This window comes from Neorhizobium sp. LMR1-1-1.1 (assembly GCF_040675795.1).
In the GTDB taxonomy this organism is placed as follows: Bacteria; Pseudomonadota; Alphaproteobacteria; order Rhizobiales; family Rhizobiaceae; genus Neorhizobium; species Neorhizobium cellulosilyticum.
In genome coordinates this window covers 35489-54352 of sequence record NZ_JBEGHE010000058.1, presented here as the reverse complement: position 1 = coordinate 54352, position 18864 = coordinate 35489, and the positions used below count along the sequence as shown (strand labels likewise).

Sequence of the window (18864 nt, the reverse complement as noted above, 5' to 3'; positions counted from 1 at the left end):
TAAACAGTGTTGCAAGACGCATTCTCATTTACCCACTACTCCTCTCAACCCACCACCGATCAAAAGCGTCGCATCCATCATGGCGACAGCCGGACCGATGCCGGAAACGGCAAGATAGCGCGGTTCCCAGCGAGGGTGAAACTTTGATTTGAAGGCCTTCAGGCCCTTGAAGTTATAAAACCGCTCGCCGTGTTCGAAAATGACGCTGCCGATCCGGTCCCAGGCGGGTGCCGCTTCGCGCTGCGCCATGCCGGAAAGCGGCGCCATGCCGAGATTGAATTCCTTGAAGCCGGCATCGCGCAGATGCTCCATGATCCGAACGAACAGAAAATCCATCGATCCTTTCGGCGCATCCGGTGCAAACCGCATCAGGTCGACCGTTCCTTCCTGTTTGGTATCGGTGACGGCAAGCGTTGCAAACGCGACGATCCGGCCCTCTTTGCGCAGAATGCCAACCGGTTGCGACAGCACGTAGTCATCGCGGAAAGCGCCGAGCGAAAAGGTCTTTTCGCGCGTATTGTGTTCGTCGAGCCAACTGTCGGACACGCCACGCAGGGCCTCGAGCTGGTTGGCAACCTCATCCGGCTGCAGCATCTCGAATTCGAGCCCTTCGCGCACACCCTTGTTGATCGCTTGCCGGAGGCCGGATAGCCGGCTGCCCTTCAATTCGAAACCCGCAAGATCTACGACGGCAAGTTCGCCCAGCCGGAAGGCGCGCATACCGGCATCTGTGCAATAGGCGAGAAGATCAGGCGAAATCTGATAGAAGACAGCACGCCCGCCACCGGTTCTCGCCTCTTCGACGAAACGCCAGACCAATTCGGCGATCTCGTCACTTGGACCGATCGGATCAAAAAGCGCGATCCAGGAACGGCCCTGGATGCCATACATGATGAATGCATTGCCGCTCGCGGAAAACATCAACCGCTTGTCACCCATGCGAACGAGGTTGGCGTCCGCGAAATCCTGGGCCATAGCGATATTTGTCGCCTGTGTCAGCTCTTCCGCGGTCGACAGGTCCGATCGCTTCACGGCAGGCCGTAACAGGCTGAAGATCGACACGACCGCAGCGACGATGGCTATGCCGAGCATAGCGCGCAGACCTCGCGGTGCCTCGGCAGAGAATTCGAACCGCCACCAGAGATCGCGACTGTAATCGACCTCACGATAGACGAAAAACAGGATCGTGGTGGCAGCAGCGACGAGGATCAACATAGCCACTATCCATGGCGGCGTCAGCGCCTGGCGCAGCATCGAGGCCGGGCGGTTGAATTGTCGGGCGCTGAGCAAAAGCCCTGCCAGGAGCACCGTAAGGAACACAGCTTCGAAAAGTGCTAGCGCCTTGAGTAGCGAGAACAAAAGACCGAGTGCCGTGCAGAGGACTGCTGTCCACCATGCACCATCCAGCCTCTGCGCCAATCCGCGAGCGCTGACGAAGAGCAAGATGCCGATAATACTGGAGAGAAAATGCGCGCTTTCAACCAACGGCAGCGGCATGTAGCTGCCAAGGAAATTGAGGTTGGAATCCGGCGTCGGCGTGACGCTCGAAAGAACCAGCATCGCACCAGCGATCAGCGCGAAGGCGGACAGCAGGAGAGGCGCCAGCCGAAACTCAAGCTTTCGCAATGTGGAAGCAACCGGATGTTTCGACAACTGCCGCGCTTCGAGAAAGATGACGAAAAGCGTCGCGATCAGCAGGGGCAGGACGTGATAGATGACGCGGTAGAGGACGAGGCTGCCAAGAACCTGATCGATATCGACGGTGTTGCCGAGAGCGGCAACGATAATTGTCTCGAAAACGCCCAGCCCCGCAGGAACGTGGCTGAGAACGCCGGCACCTACGGCAGTCGCGTAAATCGCCAGAAAAGACGGCCAGCCGATAGTGGTCTGAGGCAGAAGAACGTAAAGCACGGACGCGGATGCAGCGATATCGAGTGCAGTGACGAGAAATTGCTGCGACGAAGTGCGGCTGTCGGGAAGCCTTAGATGCACCTTTCCGATTGAGATTGTGCGCCCGTCACGACCGATGAAAACCAGTATGCTCAGGCCGACGATGATGACCAGGGCGATGATGCGGATTGCCGTATCGCTGACACCGATGATCTGGCCGACCCGCGGGGCAGTAACAAGACAGGCAAGTGCCGTGACCGACAAAAGGCCAATGCCGAAGGCGAAAGTGACAAACGCGATGACACGGCCGATATCTTCCGGCGAAAGACCTAGCCGCGAATAACCGCGAAACCGGATGGCACCGCCGCTCAGCGCACCGAAACCTGCCGTATTGCCGACAGCATAGGCGCTGAAGGCCGTCATCGCCACTGGCACCGTCGGCAGCTTGCGGCCGATATAGGTCAGGGCATTGAGATCATATCCGACCAGCGCTGCAAAGCTTAGGCCGGTGAAGAACACGGCAAGTGCGATCGACGACCACGAGGTCGAGACCAGCGCCTCGATCACCTCGTCATAACTGACTTCTGTCGTTAGCTCGTAAATAGCCAGAGCGGTGAAACCGAAGACCAGAAGCACGATGAAGGAAACGAACAAGCCGCGATGGGCCTGGAAAAAATCGCGGACGTAACTGCTAGAACTGTTGGACGCCATGGTCTGCTTTGCCCCGAAGACAAGCGATAAGATCTGAAAACGCGGTGCGAAAAGCAACTGGATCACGGCTTAAGTGTGTCATCCGCTGATTTGCGCAACCGCTCCTATCATATGCTTCTTAATATCGCTTGACGGAATCTGCGCGGCCCATATAGTTTAAACTTAAAATAACTACATACGGGAACTTCGGGAGATATTCATGCGCATCGTCTGCATCGGTGGCGGCCCGGCTGGGCTCTATTTCGCCCTGTTGATGAAGAAGTTTCATCCCGAGCACTCGATTGCGGTTGTAGAGCGCAATCGGCCCTATGACACATTCGGTTGGGGCGTGGTCTTTTCAGACGCCACCATGGTGTCGATGCATGCCTGGGATCCGCAGAGTGCTGTAGAAATCGAGGATGCCTTCAACCACTGGGACGATATCGAGCTTCTGTTCAAGGGCACCCGCCAGCGCACATCCGGCCACGGTTTTGTCGGCATCGGCCGTAAGAAGCTCCTGAACATCCTGCAACGTCGCTGCGAGGCGCTTGGCGTCGAACTGGTATTCGAAACCGATTCTGATGGTGACACCGACTACCCCGATGCCGATCTGATCATCGCTTCCGATGGCTTCAACTCGAGGATCCGCAATCGTTATCCGGAAGTCTTTGAGCCGGATCTCGCCGTGCGCCCGAACCGCTATATCTGGCTCGGCACCAACAAGCTCTTCGACGCTTTCACCTTCGATTTTCGTAAGACCGATCACGGCTGGTTCCAGGCGCATATCTACAAGTTCGACGAAAACACCTCAACCTTCATCGTCGAAACGACCGAAGAGGCCTACGAAAAGCACGACCTCGGTCAGATGGACCAGCAGGGCTCGATAGACTTCTGCCAAGGGCTCTTTTCCGAAGTGCTGGAAGGCGCCGAGTTGATGACCAATGCGCGGCACCTGCGCGGTTCGGCATGGCTGAATTTCAACCGGCTGATCTGCGGCAAGTGGAGCCATTTCAACGGCAATTCGCATGTCGTGCTGATGGGAGACGCTGCCCATACCGCTCATTTCGCCATAGGTTCCGGCACCAAGCTTGCGATCGACGATGCGATCGAACTGACCAACCAGTTCAACCGGCTCGGCCATTCGAAGGATGTGATTCCTGAGGTTCTGAAAACCTATGAAGATATTCGCCGCGTTGATGTCGCCCGTATCCAGAACGCCGCGCGCAATGCGATGGAATGGTTCGAAGTGGTGGGTGAGCGTTATGCCGAGACACTGGAGCCGCCGCAATTCATGTATTCCATGCTGACCCGCTCGCAGCGCATCAGCCACGAAAACCTGCGCCTGCGCGATCCGGTGTGGCTCGAAGGTTACGAGCGCTGGTTCGCGGAAAGGAATGGCATCGAAGTGCAGGGCAACGGCCGCACCCTACCACCGATGTTCACCCCCTATTCGCTACGCGGCACCCACCTGCCGAACCGCATCGTCATGTCGCCGATGGCGATGTATTCGGCAAGAGACGGGTTGCTCGACGATTTCCACCTCGTGCATCTCGGCTCCCGTGCGCTTGGCGGCGCCGGCCTCGTCTTTGCCGAGATGACCTGTGTTTCGCCGGATGCCCGCATCACCCCCGGTTGCCTCGGCCTCTGGAACGACGAGCAGGCCAAGGGCTGGAAGCGCTTTGTCGACTTCGTCCACGCCAATTCGGAAGCCAAGGTCGGCATCCAGCTCGGCCATGCCGGACGAAAGGGCGCAACGAGGCTTGCGTGGGATGGCATGGACCAGCCGCTGGAAGACGGCGCATGGCCGTTAATTTCCGCCTCTGCGCTGCCCTATCTGAAAAACAGCCAGGTACCGAAAGAAATGGACCGGGCCGACATGGACCGCGTGAAGGCCGATCATGTGTGCGCCGCAAGATATGCCGCCGAGGCCGGAGCCGACTGGCTGGAGCTGCACTGCGCCCACGGTTATCTTCTCTCAAGTTTCCTTTCGCCCCTGACCAACATCCGCACCGATGACTATGGCGGCAGCCACGAGAACCGTGCGCGCTATCCGCTGGAAGTTTTTGCCGCGATCCGCGAAGTCTGGCCGCAAGATAAGCCGATCTCGGTGCGCCTCTCCTGTCACGACTGGGCCGATGGCGGTAACACGCCGGAAGATGCGGCGATCTTTGCGAAAATGTTCAAGGACGCCGGTGCAGACCTGATCGACTGCTCATCCGGTCAGGTGTCGAAAGAAGAAAAGCCGGTCTATGGCCGCCTGTTCCAGACGCCTTTCTCTGACAAGATCCGCAACGAGATCGGAATTCCGACCATCGCCGTCGGCGCGATTTCCGAAGCCGATCAGGCAAATTCGATCATCGCCGCCGGCCGCGCCGATCTCTGCGCCGTCGCCCGCCCGCATCTCGCCGATCCCGCCTGGGTTCTGCATGAGGCGGCAAAGATCGGCCTGACCAGCATCCCTTGGCCGAAACAATATTTTTCCGGCAAGCTGCAGTATGAAACAGGCTTGGCCCGTGCCGCTTCAGTCCCGCCGCCAGTCCGCCCCTCTGTGGTGGCAAAGCAGGCGCTGACATGATTTCATTGCCGAAATTGGCTGGCCGCCATGCGCTCGTTACCGGGGCAGGTTCCGGCATAGGAGCAGCGATTGCACTTGCGCTTGTCAATGAAGGTGCTCGTGTAACGTTGGCAGGACGCCGCCGCGAACCGCTTGAAAAGCTGGCCGGCGAGATCGGCGAGACGGACACTTTCATTCTGGATGGTTTTGACATCACGGATGCGGACGCCATCAATAGCGGCCTGAAAACGGTCCGGAAGGAATTCGGACCTGTCGATATCCTCGTCAACAATGCCGGCGAAGGACCGAGCGCGCCGTTCGAAAAGACATCGCTCGACCTGTGGAACCGGGTGATGGCCGTGGATCTCACCGGCGTCTTCCAGGTGACCCAGGCCGTGCTGCCGGACCTCAAGGCTCATGGCGAGGGTGCCCGCATCATCAACATCGCCTCGACCGCCGGGCTGACGGGTTACGCCTATGTCTCCGCCTATGTGGCTGCCAAGCACGGCGTTGTCGGACTCACCCGCGCTTTGGCACTGGAGCTGGCGAAAACCGGCGTGACGGTCAATGCCGTCTGCCCGGGCTTTACCGATACGCCGCTGATCGCCCGTTCGATCGCGACGATCGTGGCAAAGACCGGCCGCTCGCCGGAAGACGCATTGAAGGAATTCACCAGACACAATCCGCAGGGGCGGCTGGTCAAGCCGGAGGAAGTCGCAGACACGGTTCTGTGGCTGGCTTCGCCCGCCGCCCAATCGATCAATGGACAGGCAATCGCGGTTGCCGGTGGGGAGGTTTTGTCGGGATGAGCGACGCAACGGTTTCGATGGCGGGGCACCTGAAGCCTTTTCGGGATTATCAGGCAAAACACTTCGTCTGGGAGGTGAGCGAAGACGGCCGCGTCGGCGCGCTCCGGCTGAACCGGCCGGAGCGCAAGAACCCGCTGACTTTTGAAAGCTACGCCGAACTGCGCGATCTGTTTCGCGATCTGGCCTATGCGTCCGATATCCGCGCCATCGTGCTGACCGGTGCCGGCGGCAATTTTTCCTCCGGCGGCGATGTCTTCGAGATCATCGAGCCGCTGACGAAAATGCCTATGCCCGAGCTTCTGGCCTTCACCCGCATGACCGGCGATCTGGTCAAGGCGATGAAGAAATGCCCGCAGCCGATCGTCGCCGCAGTCGAGGGCATCTGTGCCGGTGCCGGCGCGATCCTCGCCATGGCATCGGACCTGCGGCTTGCAACGCCTGAAGCGAAAACTGCCTTCCTCTTCACCCGCGTCGGTCTGGCCGGTGCAGACATGGGCGCCTGCGGGATCCTGCCGCGCATCATCGGCCAGGGCCGCGCCGCCGAGCTTCTCTTCACCGGCCGCTCGATGACAGCCGATGAGGGGCATGCCTGGGGATTCTACAACGCCCTTCACGCATCGGACGCGCTGGAAGCCGAAGCACTGAAACTCGCCCATTCCCTGGCCGATGGCCCGTGGTTTGCCCACACGATGACGAAAACCATGCTGAACCAGGAATGGGCCATGGGCCTCGACGAAATGATCGAGAGCGAAGCCCAGGCGCAGGCGATCTGCATGGCGACCAGGGATTTCCGCCGCGCCTTCGAGGCTTTTGCGGAGAAGCGCAAGCCGGTTTTCGAGGGTAACTGATGGCAGTGCACTCAAAGCTCCCCGGCCCCGCGCGCGATTTTCTCGACTGGCCCTTCTTCGACGACAATCACAAGGCGCTGGCGCAAAAACTCGATGCCTTTGCAGCCTCCGGCGCGCTTGGCAATATAGACCATGCCGACACCGACAAGGCCTGCCGTTCGCTCGTCAGATTACTGGGCGAGGCAGGCCTTCTCGACGCCGCAACCGGCGCCGGTGGCACGACACCGATCGACAGCCGCGCCGCCTGCCTGACCCGCGAAACGCTGGCCTGGCATGACGGGCTCGCCGATTTCGCCTTCGCCATGCAGGGCCTAGGCACCGGCGCGATCGGCCTGTCCGGTTCGGAAGACCTCCGCGCGACAGTCCTGCCGAAAGCCCGGTCCGGCGAATGGATCGCTGCCTTTGCTCTCTCGGAAAAGGATGCCGGGTCGGATGTCGCGGCCATGACCTGCGCCGCCCGCAGAGATAGTGAGCATTATGTGCTCGACGGCGAAAAAACCTGGATCTCAAACGGCGGCATTGCCGATGTCTACACGGTCTTTGCCCGCACCGGCGAAGCGCCGGGCACGCGTGGCATTTCCGCTTTCGTTATCTTTGCCGATGATCCCGGCTTCTCGATAACCGAGCGCATAGACGTGATCGCCCCGCATCCGCTGGCAACGATCCGTTTCGACAATTGCCGCATTCCGGCGTCGCACCTGCTCGGCGCCCCCGGCGAAGGTTTCAAGATCGCCATGCGCACCCTCGACATTTTTCGCGCTTCCGTCGCGGCAGCTGCTTTGGGCTTTGCCAAACGCGCGCTGGATGAGGCACTTGCCCATGCGAAATCGCGAAAAATCTTCGGCAACACGCTGTCCGACCTGCAAATGACGCAGGCCGCCTTGGGCGACATGGCGGCCGAGATCGATGCCGCGGCACTGCTGGCCTACCGCGCCGCCTGGCGTCGTGATGTGCAGGGCCTGCCGACCACGAAGGAGGCGGCCATGGCAAAGATGGTCGCGACCGAAAACGCCCAGAAGGTGATCGACCGCGCCGTACAGATGTTCGGCGGCCGCGGTGTTCGCGTCGGCGAGATCACCGAAAGTCTCTACCGGGAAATCCGGGCGCTGCGCATCTATGAAGGCGCAACCGAGGTGCAGAAACTCATCATCGCCCGCGAATTGCTGAAGGCTTGACCATGGCGTACATGACGACGCGCCGGCTGAATTTCGGAGATTGCGATCCTTCCGGCATCGCCTATTTCCCGTCCTATCTGCACATCATGGTCGGGGTTTATGAGGAATTCTTCGAAAGCCTCGGCTTCGCGTGGCCCGAAATGATCAACGAGCGAAAGCTCGGTTTTCCGACCGTCACGCTGGACCTCACTTTCACCAATCCCGGTTTCCACGGCGACCGGATGGATTTTACCCTCAAACTCGCAAGGCTCGGCAACAGCTCGCTTGATCTCGAGCACGAAGTCCGCGCGGGAGACCGCTTGCTCTGGACGGCCCGGCAAAGGCTCGTCCTAACCTCTCACGAAACAACCAAGGCCTGCCCCTGGCCGGACGATCTGCGCGCCGCGCTGACACAGCATTTGGAGAACGAAGATGCACACGATTCTGCAGCCTGAAGGCTGGGCCAAACCGATCGGTTACGCCAACGGCGTCTCCGCCAACGGCCGCCAGATCTTCGTCGGCGGGCAGATCGGCTGGAATGCTCAGTGCCAGTTCGAAACCGACGATTTCGTCGGCCAGGTGAAACAGACGCTCGAAAATATCGTCGCGGTGCTGGCCGCAGGCGGCGCCAAGCCTGAACACATCACCACCATGACCTGGTATTTCACCGACAAGGCCGAATATCTCGGCAACCTGAAGGGCCTAGGCCAGGCGTATCGCCAGGTAATCGGCAAGCATTTCCCGGCAATGGCGGCGATGCAGGTCGTGGCGCTTGTCGAGGACCGCGCCAAGATCGAGATTCAGGCGACGGCCGTCGTTCCGGAGTAAGGCCATGAGCGATGTGACGACCTTCTCGGCCACGGTTTCCGCAACGACCCGAAACGGCATTCTGCTCGTCACCATCGACAATCCGCCGGTCAACGCCACCTCCGCCGATGTCCGTCTGGGCTTGTCCCGGGCGCTCGCCCATGCCGAGGCAGAGCCTACGATTTCCGGCATGGCTATCACCGGCGCGGGGAAAACTTTTGTCGGTGGCGCGGATATAAGGGAATTCGGCAAGCCTCCAGTGGAGCCGACGCTGCCCGACGTGATCGAGAAGATCGAAGCCCTTTCGAAACCGGTCGTTGCGGCCCTGAATGGCACGGCCCTCGGCGGCGGGCTGGAACTGGCGCTGGCCTGCCATTATCGCATCGCTTCCCCGATGGCGCAGGTTGGCCTGCCGGAGGTCAAGCTCGGCATCGTGCCCGGCGCCGGCGGCACCCAGCGCCTGCCGCGGCTTATCGGCGTTCCGGCAGCGATCGAGCTTATTACGTCGGGACGGATAGCCAAGATCAATGAGGCCCTGTCGCTCGGCATCCTTGATGAACTGGCCGAGACCGATCTTATCGACGTGGCCATCAATGCCTTGCAGAAGCTGGCCGGCACGCCGCTTCGCCGAACAGGTGAACTGGCCGTTGCCCCCGCAGATCCGATCGAGATCGAAAAGGTATCGGGCAAGCTCCTTGCAAAGGCACGTGGACAGAAGGCACTGGCGGAAGCCGTGCGGCTGATCGCATCCTCGCATCGCCCGCTTGGCGAAGGACTGGCGGATGAACGCGCCACCTTCCTCACGCTCCGGGACAGCCGTGAAGCGGCAGCGCTGCGGCACGTTTTCTTTGCCGAGCGGGAAACCTCAAAGGTCACCGGGCTTGAGGACGTCGATGCGCGTCCGGTCAACACGATCGGCATCTGCGGGCTGGGACTGATGGGCAGTGGCATCGCGGTCTCTGCACTCGGCGCTGGCTACACGGTAATCGGCCTCGATCAGACACCCGAGGCAGCTGAAAAAGGTCGCGAGCGGATCATCGGCCTGCTGGAACGTAACCTTGCCTCTGGCCGGCAGGATCAGGCCGGTTTCGACGCGCAGACGGCCCGGCTGTCGGTCACTGCCACGGATGCAGACCTTGCTGCCTGCGACCTCGTTATCGAAGCCGTGTTTGACGATCTCGACGTCAAGATCGACCTATTCCGCCGCCTCGACAAAGTGATCCGCCCGGATACCATTCTGGCCACCAATACGAGCTACTTGAACCCGGACGAGATCGCCTCAGCGACCAGGCATCCGGGGCGGGTGCTCGGCCTGCATTTCTTCTCGCCCGCCCATGTGATGCGTCTGCTCGAAGTCGTGCGTTGCAGTGAGACTGCGACGGATGTTCTGGCGACCGGCCTCGCTGTTGCAAAACGACTGAGAAAACTGCCGGTCGTGACCGGCGTCACCGAAGGCTTTATCGGCAACCGCATCTTTTCCGCCTATCGCCGCGAGGCCGAGTTCCTGCTGGAGGACGGCGCGCTGCCGCATGAGATCGATGCGGCGCTGGAGGACTACGGTTTCCCGATGGGCCTGTTTGCCGTCAATGACATGGCAGGGCTGGAAATCGCCTGGGCGCGTCGCAAGCGCCAGATGGCAACGCGCGATCCTTTCGAACGCTATGTCGAAATCGCCGACAGGCTGTGCGAAACAGGCCGGTTAGGCCAGAAATCCGGCCGCGGCTGGTATGCTTATCCGGATGGTAAGCGAACAGTAGATCCGCAAGTCACGGCAATCATCGAGGCTGAACGGGCAAAGAAGGGCGTTGCGGCCCGCAGTTTCTCGCGAGAGGAAATCCAGCAAAGGCTACTCAATGCCATGGCGGCGGAAGGCGAAGCGCTGCTGGCTGAAGGCATCGCGGCCCGGGCAAGCGACATCGATCTGGTGATGATCAACGGCTACGGTTTTCCGGCCCACAAGGGTGGACCGATGTTTGAAAAGGGCTGATCAGCCCTGCCCCCTCTGCCGTCATCCTCGGGCTTGTCCCGAGGATCTGCAACGCTTCGATAAAGTGCAATGTGGTTAGATCCTCGGGACAAGCCCGAGGATGACAGAGTTTTGTAAGTCGCCTTTCAAACAGAAAGGGGCACCGAGAAGCCCCTTTTCCAATTCGGAAATGCGAACCGGCCTATCGCCGCTGGTTATACACATCGACGCAGACCGCGCCGAGCAGGACCAGGCCCTTGATCACCTGCTGGTAATCGATGCCGATGCCGAGGATGGACATGCCGTTGTTCATCACGCCCATCAGGAACGCGCCGATCACGGCACCCGTCACCTTGCCGACACCGCCATAGGCCGATGCGCCGCCGATGAAGCAGGCCGCGATGACGTCGAGTTCGAAGCCGGTACCGGCCTTCGGTGTGGCGCTGTTGAGGCGTGCTGCAACGACGAGACCGGCAAGTGCTGCCAGCACGCCCATGTTGACGAAGGTCCAGAAAACCAGACGCGTCGTCTTGATGCCCGACAGTTCAGCCGCGCGGGCGTTACCGCCGACGGCATAGATCTGCCGGCCGAGGATCGTGCGGTTGGTGAAGAAGCCATAGGCAACGATTAGCACTGCCATGATGATCATCACATTCGGCAGGCCGCGATGCGACGAGATCAGATAGGCGACGAAAGCGATCGCGGCGAACACCAGAACGTTCTTGGCGACGAAGAAAGCCATCGGTTCGCTTTCGACGCCATGCAGGACGCGGCGCGCGCGGCTACGGAAATTCTGCCAGATCATCAAGATGGCAACGGCCAACCCGATAATGAAGGAGGTTACATAGATGCCGCCATCCGACGAGATCAGCTCGACCATATAGCCGGAGGACAGTTTCTGGAAGATCGGCGGGAATGGACCGATCGCCTGGCTGCCGAGAATGGCAATCATGAAGCCGCGGAAGACGAGCATGCCGGCAAGCGTCACGATGAAGGACGGAATCTTGAAATAGGCAACGAAATAGCCCTGGATACCGCCGATAATGCCGCCGACCACCAGGCAGGTGAGGATGGCGAGCGGCAGGTTGATGCCCCATCGGACCATCAACAAACCCGCCAACCCGCCGATGAAGCCGGCAACCGAACCGACCGAAAGGTCGATATGGCCGGTAACGATGATCATCAGCATGCCGAGCGCCATGATGACGATATAGGCGTTCTGCAGCACGATATTGGTGACGTTGAGCGGCTTCAGGAGAATGCCGCCGGTGGCGAACTGGAAGAATATGACGATGACGACAAGCGAGATCAGCATGCCGTAATCGCGCAGATTGTCCTTCCAGAAACCGGTGCCCGCTTTCGGAGCCACTACTGCTTCCTGTGGTGTGCTCATGGGTTATCTCCCTTTGCGGCGCATGATGGCGCGCATGATATTTTCCTGCGTGGCCTCTTCGCCGGCCACTTCGCCGACGAATTCGCCCTCATGCATGACCATGATCCTGTCGCAGGTGCCGATCAATTCCGGCATTTCCGACGAGATCACGACGACGGCCTTACCGGCATCCGCAAGTTCGTTGATGATCGAATAGATTTCGTATTTCGCGCCGACATCGATGCCGCGCGTCGGTTCGTCGAGGATCAGGATGTCGGGGCCGGTGAACAGCCATTTCGACAGCACCACCTTCTGCTGGTTGCCGCCCGAAAGTTTTCCGGTTTCCTGATAGACGTTGTGGCTGCGGATCCGCATGCGTGTACGGAATTCCTGCGCCACCTTCATTTCCCTTATGTCGTCGATGACACCGCTGGACGCCACGCCGCCGAGATGCGCAAGCGAGACATTCTTGCGGATGTCCTCGGCAAGGATCAGACCGAGCTGCTTACGGTCCTCGGTGACATAGGCCAGGCCTGCCTTGATAGCCCGGTGGACGTTCGACGTATCGGCCTCTTTTCCGTGGATCTTCACGGTTCCGGTGATGTCGCGACCATAGGCGCGGCCGAACACGCTCATCGCGAACTCGGTACGCCCTGCACCCATCAGGCCCGATATGCCGACAACTTCGCCTGCCCGAACCTTCATCGAGACATTCTTGACCATCTGCCGGCTGGAATGCTGCGGGTGGTAGACAGACCAGTTCTCGACTTCGAAAATCACATCGCCGATCTTCGGTGTGCGGGCCGGATAACGGCTTTCGAGATCGCGATCGACCATGCGGCGCACGATCTCGTCTTCGTCGACTGCGCCTTCATGACAATCGAGCGTGCCGACGGTACGGCCGTCGCGCAGAACCGTGATGCGATCGGCGACTTCGGTGATCTCGTTCAGCTTGTGGCTGATCATGATCGAGGTAATGCCGCGCCGGCGGAATTCCTTTAGCAACTCGAGAAGAGCGGCACTGTCTGTTTCGTTGAGGGATGCGGTCGGCTCATCGAGGATCAGCAGGCGCACGTCCTTCGACAGTGCCTTGGCGATCTCGACGAGCTGCTGCTTGCCGACGCCGAGATTGGTGATCAGCGTTTCCGGTGCTTCGGTCAGACCTACCTTGGCGAGCAGTTCCTTTGTGCGAATGTAACGCTCATCGCGATCAATCACGCCGAACTTGGATGGTGCATTGGCCAGAAAGATGTTTTCCGCGATCGACATCAGCGGAATGAGCGCGAGCTCCTGGTGAATGATGATGATGCCGAGCTTTTCGGAATCGTTGATGTCGCGGAACTGGCGTTCTTCGCCGCCAAAGAGGATCGATCCCTCGTAGGACCCATGCGGGTAGACACCCGAGAGAACCTTCATCAGCGTCGACTTGCCGGCACCGTTTTCGCCGACGAGAGCATGAATCTCGCCTTCCCGAACGGTGAAGCTGACATCGGAAAGCGCCTTCACGGCGCCAAAACTCTTCGAAATGCCCCGCATTTCGAGAATAGGCGGCTTTTCCGCCGCGGATAATACGGGATCAAGCATGACGACTCCCAATATGAAAAAGCCGCGCGGCAGGTCGCCGCGCGGCCTGGATGATTACTTGATCTGTGCTTCGGTGTAGTAACCGCTCTTGACCAGAACATCGACATTGGTCTTGTCGATGGCAACCGGCTTCAGAAGGTAGGACGGAACGACCTTGTTACCGTTATTGTAGGTCTTGGTGTCGTTGACCTCAGGCTCCTTGCCGCTCATGACGGCATCGACCATGTCGACGGTGACCTTGGCGAGATCGCGGGTGTCCTTGAAGATGGTCGAATACTGTTCGCCGGCAATGATCGACTTGACCGAAGGAACTTCGGCGTCCTGACCGGAAACGAACGGCATCGGCATATCGCCGGAACCGTATCCAACGCCCTTGACCGACGACAGGATACCGATCGACAGACCGTCATAAGGAGACAGAACGGCATTCAGCTTCTTGTCGGAATAGGTCGAGGACAGGATGGCGTCCATACGGGCCTGGGCGGTAGCCGGATCCCAGCGAAGGGTGGCGACCTTGTCCATGCCGGTCTGGCCGGAACCGACAACGAGGGTGCCCTTGTCGATCAGCGGCTGCAGCACGCTCATGGCGCCGTCATAGAAGAAGTAAGCGTTGTTGTCGTCCGGCGAACCACCGAAAAGCTCGATGTTGAACGGACCCTTTTCGGTGTCGGCCTTGAGCGCCTTGACCAACGTCGTTGCCTGCAGAACGCCGACCTGGAAGTTGTCGAAGGTTGCGTAATAGTCGACATTCGGGGTGTCACGGATCAGGCGGTCATAGGCGATGACCTTGATGCCGGCATTATGAGCCTGGGCAAGCACGTCAGACAGTGTGGTGCCGTCGATCGAAGCGACCACGAGCACCTTGGCGCCCTTGGTGATCATGTTTTCGATCTGGGAAAGCTGGTTCGGAATGTCGTCTTCGGCATACTGGAGATCGGTGGTGTAGCCGCGCTCCTGAAGAACCTTGATCATGTTGTCGCCATCCGCGATCCAGCGGGCCGAGGACTTGGTCGGCATGGCAACGCCGACGAGGCCTTTGTCCTGCGAGAATGCGGGCGCAGCGAAGGCGATCGAAGCCATCATCGCCGCCGAAGCAAGCAATTTAAGTATTTTCATTGTACACTCCTCCGTAACGGTGGCCCCCAACGGGCCACCGAGTTTATTTGGGCCGGCTCCTCGCCGCCCTCACGACCTTAGAAAGGGCGCCTGCCTTTAAAGGTCAGTGATTGTCGCGCGGCAGACCTTCGGTCTGCGCAATGCGCTGGTATTTGACAGCCGGCTCAAGAACCGCACCGGTCTCCATCTGCCCGACAATGCCGCGCTGGATCTCCTGCCAAGGCGTCTGGTGCTTGGGATAATGATAACCGCCATTAGCTTCCAACTCGCGGCGACGTGCGGAAAGCTCTTCGTCGGAAATCAGGATATTCGCTTCGCCGCGGCCAAGGTCGATACGTACCCGGTCACCTGTCTTCAGAAGCGCCAGGCCGCCACCTGCCGCCGCTTCCGGAGAAGCATTGAGGATCGAGGGGCTGCCCGACGTGCCGGACTGGCGACCGTCACCGATGCAGGCGAGCGAGCTGATGCCACGCTTCAGAAGGTAATCCGGCGCACGCATGTTGACCACTTCCGCAGCACCCGGATAACCGATCGGGCCGGCACCGCGCATGAACAGAACCGTGTGTTCGTCGATGCCAAGAGACGGATCGTCGATGCGATGGTGGTAATCCTCCGGACCGTCGAACACCACGGCCTTGCCTTCGAAGGCTTCCGGGTCGCTCGGGTTCGACAAGTAACGCTCGCGGAATTCCGGCGAGATGACGCTGGTCTTCATGATCGCCGACGAGAATAGGTTGCCGCGCAGCACGCGGAAACCGGCGCGCGCCTTCAGCGGCTCGTCATAGCGCTTGATGACCTTGTCATCCTCGATGATCGCCCCGCGACAGTTCTCACCGATCGTCTTGCCGTTGACCGTGATCGCGTCCTCGTTGATCAGGCCCTGGCCCATCAGCTGGTTAACGACGGCCGGAACGCCGCCTGCATGATAATAGTCTTCACCGAGATATTCACCGGCCGGCTGCAGGTTGACGAGAAGCGGAACCTCTTCGCCATAGGTCTGCCAGTCGTCGACCGTCAGTTCCACGCCGATATGGCGGGCAAGCGCGTTGAGGTGGATCGGCGCATTGGTCGAACCGCCGATCGCCGAGTTGACACGGATGGCGTTGACGAAGGCGTCCTTGGTCAGGATGTCGGACGGCTTCAGGTCTTCCTTGACCATCTCGACGATACGCAGGCCGGTCAGATAGGAGACTTCCTGACGATCGCGGTAAGGCGCCGGGATGGCGGCCGAACCCGGAAGCTGCATGCCGAGCGCTTCGGCAAGCGAGTTCATCGTGGTCGCCGTACCCATCGTGTTGCAATAGCCGGTCGACGGAGCCGACGAAGCAACCAGCTTGACGAAGCCGGCATAATCGATTTCGCCCTTGGCCAGCAGTTCGCGTGCCTTCCAGACGATCGTGCCCGAACCGGTACGCTCGCCACGGAACCAGCCGTTCAGCATCGGGCCGACGGAAAGGGCGATCGAGGGAATGTTCACGGTGGCCGCCGCCATAAGACAAGCCGGCGTGGTCTTGTCGCAGCCGATCGTCAGCACGACGCCATCAAGCGGATAGCCGTAGAGAACCTCGACGAGGCCGAGATAGGCAAGGTTACGGTCGAGGCCCGCAGTCGGGCGCTTGCCGGTTTCCTGGATCGGGTGGACTGGGAATTCGATCGCGATACCGCCGGCTTCGCGAATGCCCTCGCGCAGGCGATTGGCCAGTTCGAGGTGATGACGGTTGCAGGGCGACAGGTCGGAACCGGTCTGCGCAATGCCGATGATCGGGCGATCGGACTGAAGTTCGGCCTGGCTGAGGCCAAAATTCATGTATCGCTCCAGATAGAGCGCCGTCATGTCGACATTGTCGGGATTGTCGAACCAGGCGCGCGAACGAAGTTTACGCTTAACCGTGGTTGCAATCTCGTTGGACGGGGTTTTGCCGTGATCTGCCATTGTCAGTCCTCGAATGCTTCAGTTTCGATGCGCCGGCCCAGCATGAAGGCATCGGCCACATGCACCAGCGGCGAAAAGTCGGTATCGCTCTCGCCCTTGGAGACGAGCGCAACGAAATCCCGGTAGAGATTGCGATATTCGCGGTCTTCCTCGACGATCTGCGCCTCGCCATCGACGATCAGACGGCTGCCGCCATGGGTCAGCACGACCGAGCCTTCTTCCGTCTCGACGCGAATGTCCCAGGTCTGCGGGCCGGTCTGGCGCCAGTCGAACTCAGCCGTAATCGGCAGGCCGGACGCGGTTTCAAACGTCAGGTTAGCGGCAATCGGCGCTGCGCGATTGGACGGAATGGTCAGGTCCGAATGGGTGAGATGAAACGTCTCCGGCATGATGCGCGTGACGATCGACAGCGCGTTGATGCCCGGATCGAACACGCCGAGACCACCCGGCTCCCAGATCCAGGCCTGCCCCGGATGCCAGTGACGAACATCTTCCTTCCACGCAACCGAAGCGCTCTTGATCTTGCGCTTGGCAAGCAATGCTCGCGCCGGTTCGACGCCTGCGGCACCGCGGGAGTGCCATGTGGCAAACAGGCTCAGGCCTTTCGACTTGGCCAGCTTTTCCAGCGCAAACACTTCAGACAATGTGGCGCCCGGCGGCTTTTCCAGCATCACATGCTTGCCAGCCTCGATCGCGGCCTTGGCCTGCGCGAAGCGGCCCTGCGGCGGAGTGCAGAGCGAGATAGCATCCAGTTCGACGCCGGATGCCAGCATGGCATCGATGTCGTGAAAGCAGTGAACGCCTTCCAGCTTGGCGTTACGGCTGGCGACAGCCGTCAGTTCGATACCGTCGGTCGATTCGATCGCGCCGAGATGCTGATCCCTGGCGATCTTTCCAAGCCCGACGATGCCGAGACGAATTTTGCTCATGTCAATTTTCCTTAAAGCTTGCGCACGTCAACCGACATCGCCGCGGCGACGGTCAGACGGTTGACGAGCGGCAGCTTGAAGGGCGCAGCATCGATCTCAAACACATCACCTTCTTCGGTCTTGATGCCGTGCGAGACGGACAAGGTAGCCGTGCCGAAGAAATGAACGTGCAGGTCGCCCGGCGCGCGGAAGATGTCGTATTTGAAGTTATGGTATTCGAGATTGGCGATCGAGTGCGACATGTTGGCTTCGCCCGACAGGAAGGGCTTCTCGAAGATGACCTGATCGCCGCGGCGGATGCGCGACGTGCCCTCGACGTGATCCGGCAGATCGCCGATCAGCAGCTCCGGCCCGAGCGACGCCTGACGCAGCTTCGAATGAGCGAGCCACAGATAGTTGCCCTTCTCGGTCACGTGATCGGAAAACTCGTTGGCGAGACAGAAACCGACGCGGAAGGGCGTGCCATCAGGACCGATCAGATAGATGCCGGCAAGTTCCGGCTCTTCGCCACCATCGAGCGCGAAGGAAGGCGAGACGAGATCGGAGCCGGTGGACCTGAGTTGCGAGCCATTGCCCTTGTAGAACCATTCCGGCTGCGCACCAATCTGGCCTGGGGCAGGCTTGCCGCCTTCGACGCCCGACAGGAACATGCGCATGGAATCGGTCGGCTTGTCTTCAGCCTGAGCGGCCTTGTGCATCTTGTCGCGACCATCGGCCGAACCGAGATGCGTCAGACCTGTGCCGGCAACGATGAAATGAGCGGGATCGGGATGCGAGATCGGCAGACCGATACGGCCGTCGCGTGCGGCAAGCTCGACATCGATATCTGCACCAAAGCCGAGCGCTTCGATCTGCGCCGCAAGACTGCGGCCCGCAGCAATCGCCTGCATCGCCAGATCATAGGTCGAAGTCACACCATTGACGACATGGCCGGAGCCCTGCCCCTCCCATGCAACAACCTTGGTTGCACCAGCGTCATCGGCAATCTGCAGAATTCTCAGCATCAAACCCGTCATCCATTTTGTCTGATTTGACATGGCGCCTCCACAGGCCATGCAGTCCTCCTATCAGGTCGCGGACCTGACATCTTTCAAAAATACGACTATTGGATTTGCGTTGCCGATGTCAAGAACGTCTTTTTCCGTAAAGGTAAATCGGCATTGGTCAATTTTCAGGCTATAGGCCCAACCAATACACGCAATTCGCCAACAT

General features: G+C 59.9%; 14 protein-coding genes. 7 read left to right on the top strand and 7 right to left on the bottom strand.

Annotated features, from left to right (window positions below; all coding sequences use genetic code 11):
• Positions 1-24: 24 nt before the first annotated feature.
• Positions 25-2601, bottom strand: a complete 2577-nt coding sequence (gene mprF, locus MRBLMR1_RS25540) for a bifunctional lysylphosphatidylglycerol flippase/synthetase MprF (protein ID WP_148147724.1) — start codon at positions 2599-2601, stop codon at positions 25-27.
• A gap of 199 nt (positions 2602-2800) precedes the next feature.
• Between mprF and MRBLMR1_RS25535 the strand changes: the two genes are divergently transcribed.
• Genes MRBLMR1_RS25535 through MRBLMR1_RS25505 form a run of 7 tightly spaced genes read left to right on the top strand, consistent with a single transcriptional unit; the run spans position 2801 to position 10739 of the window.
• Entirely contained in the window at positions 2801-5155 is a 2355-nt protein-coding gene (locus tag MRBLMR1_RS25535; protein WP_148147723.1) for a bifunctional salicylyl-CoA 5-hydroxylase/oxidoreductase, read from the top strand.
• Positions 5152-5943: an SDR family oxidoreductase gene (locus tag MRBLMR1_RS25530; protein WP_148147722.1), complete on the top strand. Its 792-nt coding sequence runs from the start codon at positions 5152-5154 to the stop codon at positions 5941-5943. The genes MRBLMR1_RS25535 and MRBLMR1_RS25530 overlap by 4 nt, the downstream gene beginning before the upstream one ends.
• Positions 5940-6791 (top strand): enoyl-CoA hydratase family protein, encoded by an 852-nt coding sequence (locus tag MRBLMR1_RS25525; RefSeq protein ID WP_148147721.1) that lies wholly within the window; start codon positions 5940-5942, stop codon positions 6789-6791. Before MRBLMR1_RS25530 ends, MRBLMR1_RS25525 begins: the two co-directional genes overlap by 4 nt.
• A complete protein-coding gene (locus MRBLMR1_RS25520) occupies positions 6791-7966 on the top strand; it encodes an acyl-CoA dehydrogenase family protein (protein WP_148147720.1) in 1176 nt (391 codons plus the stop codon). The genes MRBLMR1_RS25525 and MRBLMR1_RS25520 overlap by 1 nt, the downstream gene beginning before the upstream one ends.
• Positions 7967-7968: 2 nt before the next feature.
• On the top strand, positions 7969-8400 hold the full coding sequence (locus MRBLMR1_RS25515; protein ID WP_148147719.1) for an acyl-CoA thioesterase: 432 nt from the start codon (positions 7969-7971) through the stop codon (positions 8398-8400).
• Entirely contained in the window at positions 8378-8773 is a 396-nt protein-coding gene (locus MRBLMR1_RS25510; protein ID WP_148147718.1) for a RidA family protein, read from the top strand. Before MRBLMR1_RS25515 ends, MRBLMR1_RS25510 begins: the two co-directional genes overlap by 23 nt.
• Before the next feature lie 4 nt (positions 8774-8777).
• The gene (locus MRBLMR1_RS25505; RefSeq protein WP_148147717.1) at positions 8778-10739 is read left to right on the top strand and encodes a 3-hydroxyacyl-CoA dehydrogenase NAD-binding domain-containing protein; all 1962 of its coding nucleotides are present in this window, start codon (positions 8778-8780) and stop codon (positions 10737-10739) included.
• Between the two features lie 181 nt (positions 10740-10920).
• Here the strand turns inward: MRBLMR1_RS25505 and mmsB are convergent, their stop codons facing one another.
• The 6 genes from mmsB to araD1 all read right to left on the bottom strand — a co-directional run bounded on the left by mmsB (position 10921) and on the right by araD1 (position 18656).
• Positions 10921-12111, bottom strand: coding sequence for a multiple monosaccharide ABC transporter permease (gene mmsB / locus MRBLMR1_RS25500; RefSeq protein WP_148147716.1), 1191 nt, complete (start codon positions 12109-12111; stop codon positions 10921-10923).
• 3 nt (positions 12112-12114) lie between these two features.
• Positions 12115-13674: a multiple monosaccharide ABC transporter ATP-binding protein gene (mmsA, locus tag MRBLMR1_RS25495; protein ID WP_183686369.1), complete on the bottom strand. Its 1560-nt coding sequence runs from the start codon at positions 13672-13674 to the stop codon at positions 12115-12117.
• A gap of 54 nt (positions 13675-13728) precedes the next feature.
• A complete protein-coding gene (chvE, locus tag MRBLMR1_RS25490; RefSeq protein WP_148147714.1) occupies positions 13729-14790 on the bottom strand; it encodes a multiple monosaccharide ABC transporter substrate-binding protein in 1062 nt (353 codons plus the stop codon).
• Positions 14791-14893: 103 nt separating this feature from the next.
• On the bottom strand, positions 14894-16723 hold the full coding sequence (locus tag MRBLMR1_RS25485; RefSeq protein ID WP_148147713.1) for an IlvD/Edd family dehydratase: 1830 nt from the start codon (positions 16721-16723) through the stop codon (positions 14894-14896).
• A gap of 2 nt (positions 16724-16725) precedes the next feature.
• Positions 16726-17652 (bottom strand): Gfo/Idh/MocA family protein, encoded by a 927-nt coding sequence (locus tag MRBLMR1_RS25480; RefSeq protein WP_148147712.1) that lies wholly within the window; start codon positions 17650-17652, stop codon positions 16726-16728.
• Positions 17653-17663: 11 nt separating this feature from the next.
• Positions 17664-18656, bottom strand: a complete 993-nt coding sequence (araD1, locus tag MRBLMR1_RS25475) for an AraD1 family protein (protein WP_148147849.1) — start codon at positions 18654-18656, stop codon at positions 17664-17666.
• Positions 18657-18864: the final 208 nt, after the last annotated feature.

Excerpts from the sequence above, each read along its gene's own strand:
- MRBLMR1_RS25525 (WP_148147721.1), top strand. The coding sequence starts at position 5,940 with ATGAGCGACGCAACGGTTTCGATGGCGGGGCACCTGAAGCCTTTTCGG.
- chvE (WP_148147714.1), bottom strand. The coding sequence starts at position 14,790 with ATGAAAATACTTAAATTGCTTGCTTCGGCGGCGATGATGGCTTCGATC.
- MRBLMR1_RS25505 (WP_148147717.1), top strand. The coding sequence starts at position 8,778 with ATGAGCGATGTGACGACCTTCTCGGCCACGGTTTCCGCAACGACCCGA.
- MRBLMR1_RS25530 (WP_148147722.1), top strand. The coding sequence starts at position 5,152 with ATGATTTCATTGCCGAAATTGGCTGGCCGCCATGCGCTCGTTACCGGG.
- MRBLMR1_RS25510 (WP_148147718.1), top strand. The coding sequence starts at position 8,378 with ATGCACACGATTCTGCAGCCTGAAGGCTGGGCCAAACCGATCGGTTAC.
- araD1 (WP_148147849.1), bottom strand. The coding sequence starts at position 18,656 with ATGCTGAGAATTCTGCAGATTGCCGATGACGCTGGTGCAACCAAGGTT.
- MRBLMR1_RS25520 (WP_148147720.1), top strand. The coding sequence starts at position 6,791 with ATGGCAGTGCACTCAAAGCTCCCCGGCCCCGCGCGCGATTTTCTCGAC.
- MRBLMR1_RS25535 (WP_148147723.1), top strand. The coding sequence starts at position 2,801 with ATGCGCATCGTCTGCATCGGTGGCGGCCCGGCTGGGCTCTATTTCGCC.
- MRBLMR1_RS25480 (WP_148147712.1), bottom strand. The coding sequence starts at position 17,652 with ATGAGCAAAATTCGTCTCGGCATCGTCGGGCTTGGAAAGATCGCCAGG.
- mmsB (WP_148147716.1), bottom strand. The coding sequence starts at position 12,111 with ATGAGCACACCACAGGAAGCAGTAGTGGCTCCGAAAGCGGGCACCGGT.
- mmsA (WP_183686369.1), bottom strand. The coding sequence starts at position 13,674 with ATGCTTGATCCCGTATTATCCGCGGCGGAAAAGCCGCCTATTCTCGAA.
- mprF (WP_148147724.1), bottom strand. The coding sequence starts at position 2,601 with ATGGCGTCCAACAGTTCTAGCAGTTACGTCCGCGATTTTTTCCAGGCC.
- MRBLMR1_RS25515 (WP_148147719.1), top strand. The coding sequence starts at position 7,969 with ATGGCGTACATGACGACGCGCCGGCTGAATTTCGGAGATTGCGATCCT.
- MRBLMR1_RS25485 (WP_148147713.1), bottom strand. The coding sequence starts at position 16,723 with ATGGCAGATCACGGCAAAACCCCGTCCAACGAGATTGCAACCACGGTT.